Below are 13,690 nucleotides of genomic sequence, written 5' to 3' on the forward strand. Positions count from 1 at the left end.
CGTGCGAGTCACCTGCCCGACCCCGTCTCTCCTGGTGTCCGGATGGCGTGAAGGTCGCCTTACGCGTACGGAGCTCGCCACTCGGCCCATACCTCCTTCCCGCCGCTCCCACGACGCCCGTTGACGAGCAGATAGTGCCCCCACTCGTCGGCGCAGGCCCGCAGGAGCCGGAGCCCCCGCCCGCTCTCGGCGTCAACGCGGCGCGCATCAGCTCCATCGAAGCCGGACGCTTCAGCGTCAGCGCGGACCGGGTCCGCATGTTCGCCCACAACTACGGCTGCTCGGACCAGCCGTACATCGAGGCGCTCGCGACCATGACCGCAGGGCGAGGGCGCGGCTAGTGGGACGAGTACCGCGAGACCCTGCCCTCCGGACTACTCGATCTGGCCGAGCTGGAACACCACGCGACGGCGATTCGCACAGCCCAAGTCGCCCACGTCCCCGGGCTGTTCCACACCGTCGACTACGCGCGTCTGATCTCAGGCAGTCCATCCCCAAGCTGTCTCCGCCCGAGATCGAGTACCGCGTCACACACCGCATCAAGCGGCAGGGAATCCTCTTCGCGAAGAACCCGATCCCATACACGGCGGTCATCCATGTGGCCGCCCTGCGCATACGCTTCGACGGCCGGGACGTCACGCGCGAACAGCTGGAGCACATCGTCGAGATGAGCGAGCGCGACCATGTGACAGTCCTCGTCATCCCCTACGAAGCGGGCATCTTCCCCGGCGCCGGGCAGACCGTCCTGTACGCGGAGATCCCGTCCCCCGTCTGGACACCGTGCAGCTCGACGCCGAACATGGGTTCGTATTCCTCCACGCCGACCTCCAGCTGGAGAAGTACCGCACGTTCATGACCCACTTCGAAGCGGTAGCCCTCAAGGAGTCCGCTTCCCGAGACCTGATCCGCGAGATCATCCGCGACCTGTGAAAGGACTCAAGTGTCCGCCCTCCACTGGCAGAAGTCCTCGTACAGCAGCGAAGGCAACAACTGCCTCGAACTGGCCACCGCTCCTGACAGAACGATCCGCCTTCGCGGGGCCGACGACCCGACGACCACCCTCGCCCTGCGCACCCCGGGCCTCACCTCGCTCCTGACCGCTACCCGCCCAGGCATACGCACGACTCGCGAGGTCTAGAGTCACCCGGGCCCCCGCCCGAACGGACAGGCATCTTCTGGAACACATCGCAAATCCGGGTGTGCGGGGTCAAGAGACTGGGAGGCCAGGAGGCGACAGCGCACGCACCGAATGGCAGCTCAGCGGACACGCATTCACCTCTCCGCAGGGCAGCCCCACCGACCGGACCAACCGCACTCGCCCCTCCACAAGGCCGGTCTCCGCCGCATCCGCTTCCACGACCTCCGGAACTCAATCGCCACCCTGCACGTGGGACGAGGCGTCGACGTCGTCGTGATCAAAGAACTCCTCGCCCACGTCCGACTCCACCTCCAAGGCTATGCCATCGATACCTTCATCCTCGGCTACGAGGACCCCAACAGCCCACCCGCCACAGCGACCGTCCGCTGACGTTGCCGTCAAGAGCCAACGGGGCCCGGCCGAGACTGTGTCTCGGCCGGGCCCCGTTGGCATTTCCATTCACACGGCGAGCGGATTCTTTAACTCCGAGTGAACCAATTCGCGAGTCATCTCGCACACGCGCACGAAAATAGGTGAGTCTACGAATAAAATCACCCTTCCAGCAAAGCCCTTTTGACTTCATCAAGCGCTGCCTTCGCTTGCACCCTCTCCGCATCATCGACCCAGCTACGCCACCACCAGCCATCGACAGGAAGAGTGGCTTCAAGTGCATCGATCGCCAAGGTTCGCACCTGAAGCGGCACTGGCTTCCGCAGCCATTCAGTGATCCCCGGAGCCTCTTCATTCCACGAGAATCCCTCCCCAGAGGGGAGGTTTGCGGCAATCACTGCCGCAGCGGAAATAACTTCCTCTGGAAGCGTTTCCGATGATTCTGGCCGCGCACTCGCCAGGACCGATTCCAGCGTTCGTACCACAAGTTCCAGCCGCCCCGCGACTGTTAGCGCCCCGAGTCCATCTAGGAAGTCAAGCGCGGTGTCACTGTCGAAAGGTTCTACACCCCACGTACCCACTGCGTACCCCGATCTCGAACCCACCCTCACCAGGCGTTCACCAGGAAGGATATCAAGGGACGGCATCTCGTACGGTAGCTCTCCACATCGAAAGGGTAGAAGGCGTCCGCTCTCTCGGACTCGTCGCCGACCAGACTGAAGCCCTGGCATCATTACCTGGCTACGCGCATTTGGAAGTCACGTCCACCTCGAGATAAGCACTTCCCGATCTGGAGGCCCTCCGATCAAGGCCCTGGCAGCAGAAATCTACTACCAGGGCCTCGGCATCACCGAAGATAGCCGCCGGTCGGTATGTCTATTTCTGGGTCCCTTCGATTCAAGAGCGTGACACCTCTGCTCTTCAACCCCTCCATTACCGTTTGCTCGATACGGCGAGCGGTGGTCGCTTTCACGCCACTTGGCAGGGTCAAGAAGGTGACGTTCTCAACATCAGCCGGACCATAGCCACGCGATCCGACTGCATGCTTAGAGCTCATAGAGGCTGCGACGCGGCTGTTGATGTTCGTCGTAGACATTCCCACATACTTGGTGCCGTCGTTGAGGTGAATGGTGTAAACGCCCGGCTTCTCAGGCACGCTAAATGTACTGGCGGGTCCGCAATTTGAATTATGAACCAGGACCGGCGTGGCCCCGGCCAGCACATAGTACGTATGCAGGTCGTCAATCGTCAGGTTGTACGTGCGCGCCTGTTTAGTGAAAGCCCGGTTGCCGGTGACGACGACCGTGCTGCCCTCGTCCGTGCGCAGAGTCATGCCGGGTTCGAGCTCGCCCGCCGGGACCCAGTCCTTCAAGGACGGGGACCAGAAGGGATGTTCGTGCGTCGCCGTGAGCTTCTCGATGCCGTCCTCGGTGGCGATGGACAGCTCGTTGAAGTGCTTGTCGCCCTCGGTCCGGATGAGACGGGTGACCTTTCTAGAGGCCGTCTCGCCGGTTTCCGGGTCGGTCGCCAGGACCTTGTCCCCCAGCTTGACGTCCTCGATGTCCTTGGTCGACCCGTCGGCCATAAGCACGTCCGTGCCCGCCAGGAAGCACCTATTGCAGCCCGAGGACGCGGCCGCGGCCCTGAGCCCGCCGCCCATCCCCATGGTTCCTATCATTAGGGGGAGTTGGGAAGCCTTTTCGGTTAGCGCTTCGAATTGACCAGCATCGATACCGCAGTCGTTGCGGACACAATACGTGGCAGCAATTATTTTCGCCTCGGCGACATTTCCGGGATTATCTGACAGATATTGCCACGCCTTGATGCAGGCAGTTCTTCCAAAGCAAGCGATTCCGGTGCTTCCATCAGATTTCGGAGCCGGCGTGTTCCAGAAATCCATCCCAGAAGAGGCCCAGTAATTCCAAATGGCGAGCAGCCGGTGCGAGTCATTTGTATCCGTCACGAGGCCGAGGAGCTCCTGCTCAAGTCCCTCTTTCCCGCTATTCCCGTCGGTACTACCTCCACGGATCACGCCGTCAGGATTGTTAACGATGTGCTCAGGCTTGCTGCCGACATTGCAGGTTCCCAGGACTCCGCAGTCGCCAGCACCGTCGATCATGAGACCGCTTGGGTCGGAGTTGGAGACCGGGCTGTTGTTGGCGTACGAGTACCCGTTCATCTGCAGCGGGTCCGCGATGTCGATGACCGGATCCGCCGAGAGGAATCGGCCCGTGCTCTGGTCGTACTCGCGGGCGCCAATGTGGGTCAGGCCCGTTGCCGCGTCGTCGATCCCGACGCCCAGGTAGCTCCGCTTGTTCGGCCATGCCGTCGGCTTGGGGCCGCGGACTTCGCCGTACGGCTTGAACGTCCGGCGCGTGACCGGCTGCCCACTCGACAGCTCCACCGACGTGTTCGCCGTGCCCAATTGGTCGGAGATCAGAACGCTGAGCTTGTGCCCCGTCGACGCGCCGTTGCTCGTCGTACGGACGACCGTCGGGGCGCCGGATTGTCCATAGGAGCGGGAGGCTTGGGTGATCGCACCGGTGGCGTCCGTCGTCACCTCGGTCTCGCCCAGGTAGAGGGTTGAGCCCGTCGGTGAGTTCTCCACGATGCGGTTGCCGGCGGCGGCGTAGATGTACGTCGTCTTCTTGCCGTCGTCCGTGATCGTGTCGAGCTTGTTCTCAGGCGTCCACGTCAGGTTCTGCGTCGTCGTAGACAGGTCGCGGACCTCGGTGTTGCCCACCGCGTCGTACGCGTAGCTGCTGCCCTTGCCGGACGGGGTGGAACTGATCCAGTCGACGGTGTGCGGCTGTGTAGTGCCGTAGCTGTAGTTGAAGCTGACGTTCTTCGTCGCGTCAGCCGGGTCGTGCTCCGTCATCGTGGCGCGGTTGCCGACCCAGTCGAAGGTGAACGACTGGCGGTAGGCCGTCGTGCCAGTGGCGACTGTGGTCGGGTCAGGGGCGGTCGCGGCCAGAGTGGACGTCAGTGCTGCGTCCGGGCTCGACACGTCCGTCGACGCGTCCGGAGCGTCTGCCACCGGGCCGAACGAGGTCGCGTAGTCGTTGCGGTGGCCCCACGTGGTTCCACCTGATGACTTGCAGCCGGTGCCGTTTCCGTCAGGCGTGACCTTCGACGTCCAGGCGTTCACCAGCTCGCCCATCACGTCGTACGTGTAGCACTGGTTGTCCCACGTCTGGCCCGAAGCGTCCTCCATCAGACGGGCGTTGGACGTGATCATGCCGGAGGTGTCGTAGGAGTAGGCGGCGTCCGTGATGCGGTGCGGGCCGGCGGTCTCCCGGTCCGTGACCGTGCGCTGGAGGCGGCCGGTGTGCGGGTCGACGAAGTTCGTCGTCCACACCCGTCCCTGCTGCGCGCCGGAAACCGCCCGTAGGGCCTCGCCGTACGGCGAGTAGGTCACGTCGGACGTGTACCAGGCCTGGCCCGAAGTCGACTCGGGGAGGCCGTCGCCGTTGTAGCGGGTGACGACCTTCTCCTTCGCCAGACCGCCGACGGCGGGCAGCGTGACCGACAGGGGCTTCCCCGTCGGGGTGTAGGAGTACGCGTAGGCGTACGTGCCGGCGAACCCTGTGGTCGACGTGTTGGCCGGGACCACCGTCTCGGTTCCGGTGGGCTGGTAGCCGGTGTCATAGCCGGTGACGCGGTCGATGTAGTCGCCGCCCGAGGTGTGCCGGGTCGAAGCGACCGGCTGACCGAGCGCGCCGGGCAGGCTGTCGTACGTGAACGACTTGACCGGGGTGGCGGTGGCCGAACCCTCGCGGACGTACTTGACCCGGCTGAGTTCGTCGTACTCCGTGTACGTCGTCCGCGACTTCGCGTCCGTCACCTTGTTGGGCCGGTCGGCGTCGTCGTACCAGGTGTCCGTCTTACCGACGTCCGGGTCCGTCGTCGACGTCAACCGGCCACGAGCGTCGTACACGGACGTCCAGACGTTGCCCGCCGGGTCCGTGACCTTTGTGCGGTTGCCCCGGGCGTCGTATTCGTAGGCGGTCACACGTCCGTCAGCCGTACTTGCCGCGTCCTTGTAGTGGCGGATCGAGGTGACACGGCCGAGGGCGTCTGTGAAGGTCCGGGTCCGTGGGGCGGTCGCACCCGCAGGATCCACATACGCGCTGGTGTCGCTGTAGTACGTGTACGTCGCGTACACGTAGTCGCCATCGTGGTAGGTCGATTGGCGAACCTGCCGCTCCAGCCCGTCGTAGCGCAGCTTGACCGAACTGGGGATCAGAGTCTTGGACTTGGGGGCGAAGAGCTCGGTGGCGGGCTCGCTCTTCGCGAGGTAGGCGCCCGTCTGCTCGTAGGGCAGGCCACGGTCGTTGTAGGTGACGTCGGTGATGATCCGGCCTGGGCCGTGGGCCTCGGACTGGGTCTGGACCTGACGCATCAGCCCGTCGTAGATCGTCACTTGGCGGCTGTAGGAGCCGTCGTCCTTCAGCGTGCTGGTCGTGACCGCGGCGGGACGGGTCTTCTCGGACGTGGCGATCGCCGGCTGGTACTCGATCTTCGTGTCCGGCAACTGACTGCCCGAGGAATGTGACGGCGACCAGCCCTTCACGAGCCGCCCGAGTGCGTCGTACTCGATGCGCGTGACGCGGCTGTTGGCGTCGGTGACCGTCAGCGGCAGGCTCCGGCCCGGGTCGAAGGTCGTCGTGACCGCATGTTCCTTGGCGTTGAGCGTCTTTACCTCTGTGACCGGTCCGCCCTCGTCCGCGGGGGTGTATCTCGTCTCGGTCTTCTGCGCACCCGGCTTCGTGACGATGCGGACGCGGCCGAGCGGGTCGTACGTCGTCTTCGTGACGACCGAGTACGAGGTTCCGGCTCCGTCCACCCCGGCCGCGGAGGTGACCAGCCCCTTGGTCGGAGTCGCGCCGTAACCCAGACCGTCGTAGCTGTTCTGTGTCGCGCCGATCAACTTGGTCGCCGGATCCGCCGTGTCGTACCCCGCGCACGAAGTGCCCGTGCTCCGCTGCTCCTTGAGCCGCCCGATCAGCCACGCCGACGTGTTGTGGACATAGGACGTCTTGGTGCAGGTCTGGTTGGAGAGTGACTCAGCGGTCCCGTTCGGCTTGACCACTGCCGTCTCGACCTGGATCGGCAGGCCGTAAGTGTCCTCGACCGTCGTGAGCGTCCGGACGGCCTGCCAGTCCGTGGCGGTCGGCAGCGCCTTGTCTCCGACCGTCTGTATCTCGTCCGTGCGCCTGATGCCGCTGCGATGGGCGAGCAGCGGGTCCATGTCCACGCCGGTCTCGGCCTCGCGCGTACGGGAGGCGGTCTGCTTCGACCACGGATAGTTCAGCGTCCGCTTCTGCACCCGCTTGCCGGAGTTCAGGTACGTGATGCTCTCCGCCGCCACGCCCGCGTACTGCCGCGCGTCGTCCGCGAGGAGCGTGTACGTGCCCGTGGAGTCCTTGACCTCACCGCCGACGCCCAGGAAGTACCTGGTCACCCCGTACGACTGGGACGGCGCATCTCCGATCCCGGAGGTCGAGCTGCTCCCCTTGGCAACGGCGACCTGCCGGTATCCGCGCCAGTCGCTGAACGTCCGCAGGGCCGGGCGTGTGAACTCGTCGTCCGACTTGGACCAGGCCGGGCCCGTGTAGGTGTACCTGGTGTGGACCGGCTCGCCGTGGGACGTGACCTTGTCCCTCTCCGTCACGGAGTGGACCACGTACTTGTTGAACCACGCCTTCGCGGGCGTCTTCTCGTCGCCGTCGGGTGACCAGCGGACCGGGTAGCAGGTGCCGTTGTTCTTGCCCTTGTCCTCGGACGGTTCGCTCGCGCAGCCGCCCTTGTACTCGACTTCGATGTCACCGCCGTATTCGGTGGCAACCGTGCCGATGCGGGGGCGGGTGAAGCCGGGGCGCTGGTCGTTCGGGCCGCTGGAGACCAAGTTCGGGAGCTGACGGTCCGCCAGGCGGCCGTGCAGGGGCGATGCCGCGTCCGAGCCGACCGTGTACTCGCCGAAACTGATGCCGCTCGCCGACTGGAGGGTGCCGGTGGTGTCGCCCGGGGCGAAGCCTCGGCGGGTGATCGAGTTCAGCCAAAGGCCGGGGGACGTGTCGTACCAGTCCTCCGGGAAGGACTGGTGGAGTGCGTAGGTGTCCACCTTGCCCAGACCCGTCTGGCCGGCTCGGGCCGCCTTCGTCGTCACCGTGTCCAGGCGCTTCTGCGACCAGAAGGACGGGAACGGCGGGCAGAGCTTGGACGTGGACTTGCAGTTGAGGTTGCCGGGGGTGTCCCACCAGGGGCGGTATGCGCCCGGGTCGTCGGTCTTGGCGAAGTTGTCGGCCACACAGGCCGTCTCCGACTTGAGGCAGCGCTCCTTGACTCCGAACTCGACGGTGGCGGACGGCTTCGTCAGGTCCGCGCGCATGCCGTACTCGATCGTCGCCGGGTACGCGAAGCGGTCGTACTGCTCGGGAGACTTGAACTTCTTCTTTACGGCGTAATAGTTCGTCTCCTGCTTCCAGTTGACGACCATTGCGTTGCCGTGGACGTCGACGACCTTGTCCAGGCCCCAGCGCCAGGCCTGTTTCTTGCCCGCGCCGCAGCGGGAGTCGGCGAAGGCCGTGGCATGGCAGGGTTCTTCGGGGTGGTTGCCGAAGACGGGGACCGTGGAGACGGAGTTGGTGTCGGCGTGGCCGCCGCCGACCTGGTTGAGTCCGTAGTAGTACTTGGTGCCGTCCGTGGTGGTGACGATCCAGTACTCGCCGTTGTTGTCGCCATTGCTGCCGCCCGTCCGGCGCTCGACGCGGGTGCCGTCGTCCTGCTGGGGGCGGTAGACCTCGGTGTCGGTCTCCGGGTTGCTGCCGGCGGGCGCGTCCCGCACCAGCTCCGTGGTCTTGCCGCCCAGGGACATCACCGCGTTGTACGACACCCAGCACAGGTCGGACGTCTTGTCCTTCTTGGCCGTGTTGTTGGGGGTGCCGGGGTTCAGTGTCTTGCGGTCGTCCTGACAGGCTCGGTAACGGCGCTCGATGTGGCCGGGGTCGTAGTCCCAGCCCTCACCGATCCAGGATGCCTGGGGAGAGGAGACCGCCGTACGGCCGTCCACTGTCTGGGAGTTGTAGTTGAGGGAGATGCCGGGGGCCGGGCCTGCGGGAGCGGCCGGAACCGTCAGCGGATAGGACCAGGTGAACGCTCCGGACGAGCCGCCCGCCTCCCACTTGCCGTCAGAGGCGAGTGGCGTGGCTTTGAAGGAACCTCCTCCGCCACCACCGGAGTCGACCGCACCGAGAACCGCGGTGTCGCCGGTGGCCGCAACCGGCGTCACCGAACTCCGGTAGGACGCCTGAGCGATGGACGGTCCGTCGGACTCCGTCATGCTCGCCGCTGCCGGAGTGACGGTTCCGTCGGCCGCCGTGTCGACCGTGGCTGTGATGGACTGGGTCTTCGTGTCGTTGGTCGTGTCCAGTTCCTCGTACTCCTGGCACGCCTCGGCGTCCGGCGTGGTCAGGTAGCACTCGGGGAACTGGACGAAGCGCAGACGGGAGGCCCAGTCTGCGCCGTAGAGGTTCTTGAACTTGGCATAGTCGAGCTTGACCGAAATCGGAACGGATCCGGTGGCCGGGGCCTGGACGGTCACGACAGCGCCGTCGACGCCCTGGGAGACGGGCTCGGCACGGTCGAAGACCTTGACCTGCCAGGTCCCTGTGGGTGCGGACTGGTCGGGGGCCTGGCCGAGGCTGACAGGCAGGTCGTCGACGGGCGTCAGGGCGACCTGCTGGGCGCTGGTCCCCATGCGTGTCAGGGTCGTTGTCGCGCTCGCGGCCGAGCCGAAGCTGACCGTCCCGATGTCTGCGGGCAACGCCGTCGCCGTACCCGCCGGGGCCTGTTGCTGGTCGGCGGGGACTTCGGCCTTCAGGGTCTCCAAGGCCGGTTCGAAGACCTCGCCCGAGACCGGCTCGTCCTGGTCGAGCGTTTCCAGGTCGAGCGTCTCGCGACCCGTCTCGGCTGCCGCGGGGTCGGGCGGCACCGCCAGCGACTGAGCGGGTAGGAGGGCCACCAGCAGAGCCGCCCCGATGGTGGGCACGAGGGCCGTGCGCAGACGACGCAGACGGCGACGGCGGACATGCGAGAAGCGACCGAACACGGCGGAGTCCCCCCGGACCACTTGAAGCGGGACCAGGTTCGGACCACGCGTGACTGCGTTTCAGATGACGCAGATTCTGTGTGGCTCTTGTGGAATTCCGCTAGATCACCTGTACGCATGTGATGATCGACACGGTACGTAGCGTCACGTAGCGGTCAGTAACCGTTTAGGTCCATACCATCTCGGAGTAAGGGGAGTTTCCACCTCTCCGCGACCTAACGAGCGATTCGTCAATTCTCCTTACGAATTACCCTCGAAATGCGGGACTTGAGGAATACTTCATGGGGATTTGCCCTCAAGTCCACTGTGCCGCACGGCAGTTACCACCCCACATGTCCAACCATCAGTACGGCCCCAATGGTTGAACAACTCAGCTTCCTCCCCGACTCGCAAAGGGTGACGACAGGCCACTCATAGGTCATCATCGGCGGGCCCGGTCGCGCCCTGCCACGCGCCGGTTCCAAGGGGAGAAGGGGACTCGCCCGATGACGCGCAACACGCGCAACTGGCGCCGGAGACCTGGCCGTCGTACCGGCACGGCGATACTGGCCGCAGCGGTCGCGGCGACAGGCATCACCTACGCCGGCCTGCAACTGGGCGACTCCGCCCCGCGCAACGAAGTGAACCGAGAGCGCAACGCCAATTCGGTCACCGAAGGCGCGGCCATCAGCCAGGCCGCCAAGACGGGGAAGCCCGTCGAGGTCACCGCGCTGCGCACGGCGCGCTCCACCACCTGGGCCCGGCCCGACGGTCAAATGGCGAAGCAGCTGTACTCCTCCTCAATCCGCGCCAAGGTGGGCGGCGAGTGGAAGCCCATCGACTACAACCTGCGGCGGACCAAGGATGGTTGGGAACCCACGGCGACCAACACCCGGATGGTGTTCTCGGCAGGTTCCAAGGGAAACGAATCCGACGAGGGACACGGTGACCAGCGGGCTTCGCGCTCCACGGTACAGCGCGCCCCCCTGGTCAAGGGCGTCGCCGCCGCAGCGGATGCCACCGCAACTCCTCTGGTGACTCTGCACGTTGGGGATCACGACATCCAACTAACCTGGCCCGGCCCGGTCCCTACACCGATCATCGACGGCTCCCGGGCCCTGTACCCGGAGATCTTTCCGGGCGCCGACCTGGTACTCACCGCGGACGACGACGGGTTCGCCCAGCTGCTCGTCCTGAAGAACCGTCAGGCAGCGGCCGATCCGCAGGCCCAGCAACTCGCGTACGGGATCAGCTCCACAAGCCTCACCTTCCGCCTCGACCCGGTCTCCGGCATCGTCACCGCCGAGGACGCCTACGCGGACGAGGTCGCAATGTCGCCGACCCCGCTGATGTGGGACAGCAGCGGCACCCCGGCGGTCACCGACGGCAGCGTGGGAGCCTCCGCCCAGCCGACCGCGTCCGAGGCTCCCGGCCCGACGGACTCGGCCAGCGCCACGCCGAGCGACAGTGCGAGTCCGACTGCAACCGAAGAAGAGGAAGTCGAGTCGGACGAGCAGGCTGATCCGAGTCCCGAAGATCTGCCCTCGGCCAGCGACGGACCCGAACCCACGGTGTCGGAGTCCCCGTTGCCGTCGGCTCCGCCGGAGCCGACCCCCTCCCCCTCACAGACCGGTTCCTCGTCCACGCTCAGCCTGCCCTCCCTCGACGGGCCCTCCCCCGACTCCCGCGGCAATGTCGTCGAGGCCGACCTGTCCGCTGGGACCTGGACGCTCACGCCCGACCAGGACTTCCTCGCCGATCCGGCCACCACGTACCCGGTCTTCATCGACCCGTCGGTCAAGAAGCACACCCAGAACTGGACCACCGCCTACAGTCGCCACCCCAACGCCACCTTCTACAACGGCAAGGGCTTCAACAAGGGCGGTACGCACGAGGCCCGCGTCGGCTTCGAGTCCGACACCTGGGGCACCTCACGCTCCTACTTCAACATCAGCTTCGACAAGGACCTCAGGGGCACGAAGATCACCAGCGCGAAGCTGCGCGTGCTGGAGACGTACGCCTGGTCGTGCAGTGCCCGTTCGATGAGCGTGCACCTCACGGGGGAGATCAACTCCCACACCAACTGGAAGAACGCGCCAGGGCTGCACGACGGCAACAAGTTCGCGACCAAGAGCTTCGCGCACGGGTACAAGTCCGGGTGCCGGGACGCGTACGAGACCTTCGACGTGCGGACGGCCGCGCAGAAGCGGGCCGACCAGGGCGAGGACACGATCACGTTCGGCATGCGCGCACGTGACGAGCACTCGCAGTACGCGTGGAAGAAGTTCCAGGCCAACGGGGACAACGCGCCTGTCCTGGAACTCGTCTACAACCGCAAGCCGGTCATCGACTCCACGTCGCTCGACCTCGGTCCCGAAGGCAAGTGCACCACGACCACGCCGTACGTCCGCATGGCATCGTCCGACCTGACGTTCACCGCCCGGGCATCGGACAAGGACAAGAACCTCAACTATCTGGACTTCGACCTCTGGCCCAAGGACAAGTGGAAAACGACGGGTGATCTGCTCGGCGCCACGGGCAAGGTCCCTGTCGGCATCGACAAGGACACCGCGCTGCTGACCACGAACGGTTTCTCCACCGACAGGCTCACCAATGGCACCACCTACTCCTGGCGGGTGCGTGCCTTCGACGACGCCGGTACCAGCTCCGGCTACTACCCCGCCAAAACGCCGTGCCGCTTCGTCCTCGACACCGCCGCGCCCCGGCCGCCCAAGGTCCTCTCCACCGACTTCCCGAACGCCGACGGCAGCGAGAACGGTTTCGGAAGTGGCGCCGAGGACGCCAAATGGAGCGTAAAGAAGTTCGGCACAGCCGGGTCGTTCATAATCCGCGCGACCAGCTCCGACGTCGTGCGCTACGAGTACGGCTTCAACTCGCCCTCTTACACCGGCAGCCTTCTCCGCACAAACGCCAGCACCACTATTTCCAATGCCAAGCCACCGACGGCCGGCCCCAACGTGCTCTTCGTCAGAGCGGTTGACAGCGCGGGCAACGTATCGGAGCCGACCAAGTATCTCTTCTACGTCACCCCCCGCGACCAGGCCGACTCACCCGGCGACTTCACCGGCGACAAGCTGCCCGACATGATGGTCGTCACCGAAGCGGGCAATCTGGCCCTCTATCCTTCGCAGGCCGTCATCGACGACTTCACCAAGGGCACCGGCGACCTGGACTACGCGATGGCGGGCGCCTACCGGGCCAACCCCGCCAAGGACCCCAACGGCGACGACCTGCCGCCATACGTCGCCGCGCCAAACGGCCACTTCAACGGCTCGCTGATCACCCACAACGGTGACATCTACGGCGGCGACGGCCTCCAGGACCTCGTCGTCCGTGTCGGGGGCAAGCTGTGGGTGTACCCCGGGGACGGCTACGGCGCCGTCAATCTCGACAAGCGCGTGGAGATCCTCATGCCCGAAGGAGCGCCCAGCCCCGCGGCCATGACCCAGATCGTCAGTGCCGGGGACGCCACCGGTGACGGTCGAACCGACTTCTTCGCCACGGTCGCCACCGGCACCACCCAGGAACTGTGGGCCCTCACCGGCTACCACGGCGCGACCATCGACCAGGCGACCCGCCTGATCACCTCCGCCGCCTGGCTGGACCGTGACATCGTCACCCTCCAGGACGTCAGCGGCGACGGTGTCACCGATCTCGTCTTCCGCACCGACCCCTCGGGCAGTTTGGTACTCCGCAAGGGCGTCGCCGCGAGCGGCGGCGGACTCGATGTGAACTCGCTGGCGCTCTCGGGCAACTCCGGCGGCGGGGCGGACACCGTGTACGGCGCGACAGGCTGGTCCAGCAGCAGCGTGCCGCATCTGATGGGCACGCCCGACGTCAACGGTGACTTGATCCCCGACATGTGGGGGGTGCGGTCCGACGGGTCCGTGGTGTTCTATCCGGGCGGTAAGGCCACCGTGGTTTCGGGAGCCGAAGCGCAGGTCGTCGGCGCGAATCCCGCATGGCTGGCTCGTATCGCCATCGGGTGAGGGCATACAGGTGAGGGCATACAGGGGGCGTTCGCGGCACCCGCGAACGCCCCCTGGCGCCGG

7 protein-coding genes and 1 pseudogene are annotated in these 13,690 nt (G+C 65.8%); 6 read left to right on the plus strand and 2 right to left on the minus strand.

Features of this window, described 5'->3' with window-relative positions; translation table 11 throughout:
• The first annotated feature begins 134 nt into the window (after positions 1 to 134).
• The 5 genes and pseudogenes from OG266_RS16700 to OG266_RS16720 all read left to right on the plus strand — a co-directional run bounded on the left by OG266_RS16700 (position 135) and on the right by OG266_RS16720 (position 1,528).
• Positions 135 to 341 (plus strand): helix-turn-helix domain-containing protein, encoded by a 207-nt coding sequence (locus OG266_RS16700; protein WP_371546518.1) that lies wholly within the window; start codon positions 135 to 137, stop codon positions 339 to 341.
• Positions 342 to 413: 72 nt separating this feature from the next.
• A pseudogene (locus OG266_RS16705) lies at positions 414 to 685 on the plus strand (Scr1 family TA system antitoxin-like transcriptional regulator); the annotation flags it as partial.
• Between the two features lie 95 nt (positions 686 to 780).
• Positions 781 to 930, plus strand: a complete 150-nt coding sequence (locus tag OG266_RS16710) for a hypothetical protein (protein WP_371546520.1) — start codon at positions 781 to 783, stop codon at positions 928 to 930.
• A gap of 10 nt (positions 931 to 940) precedes the next feature.
• Positions 941 to 1,138 carry a DUF397 domain-containing protein gene (locus tag OG266_RS16715; protein WP_371546522.1) on the plus strand — a complete coding sequence of 66 codons (198 nt, stop codon included), beginning with the start codon at positions 941 to 943 and terminating at the stop codon, positions 1,136 to 1,138.
• Positions 1,139 to 1,387: 249 nt separating this feature from the next.
• Positions 1,388 to 1,528, plus strand: a complete 141-nt coding sequence (locus OG266_RS16720; protein WP_371546524.1) for a hypothetical protein — start codon at positions 1,388 to 1,390, stop codon at positions 1,526 to 1,528.
• 161 nt (positions 1,529 to 1,689) lie between these two features.
• Here the strand turns inward: OG266_RS16720 and OG266_RS16725 are convergent, their stop codons facing one another.
• Positions 1,690 to 2,262: a DUF4259 domain-containing protein gene (locus OG266_RS16725; protein WP_371546525.1), complete on the minus strand. Its 573-nt coding sequence runs from the start codon at positions 2,260 to 2,262 to the stop codon at positions 1,690 to 1,692.
• A 113-nt stretch (positions 2,263 to 2,375) separates the two neighbouring features.
• Positions 2,376 to 9,638 carry a polymorphic toxin-type HINT domain-containing protein gene (locus OG266_RS16730; RefSeq protein ID WP_371546527.1) on the minus strand — a complete coding sequence of 2,421 codons (7,263 nt, stop codon included), beginning with the start codon at positions 9,636 to 9,638 and terminating at the stop codon, positions 2,376 to 2,378.
• A gap of 485 nt (positions 9,639 to 10,123) precedes the next feature.
• Between OG266_RS16730 and OG266_RS16735 the strand changes: the two genes are divergently transcribed.
• Positions 10,124 to 13,627, plus strand: coding sequence for a DNRLRE domain-containing protein (locus OG266_RS16735; RefSeq protein ID WP_371546529.1), 3,504 nt, complete (start codon positions 10,124 to 10,126; stop codon positions 13,625 to 13,627).
• Positions 13,628 to 13,690: the final 63 nt, after the last annotated feature.

The organism is Streptomyces sp. NBC_00554, assembly GCF_041431135.1.
Taxonomy (GTDB): domain Bacteria; phylum Actinomycetota; class Actinomycetes; order Streptomycetales; family Streptomycetaceae; genus Streptomyces.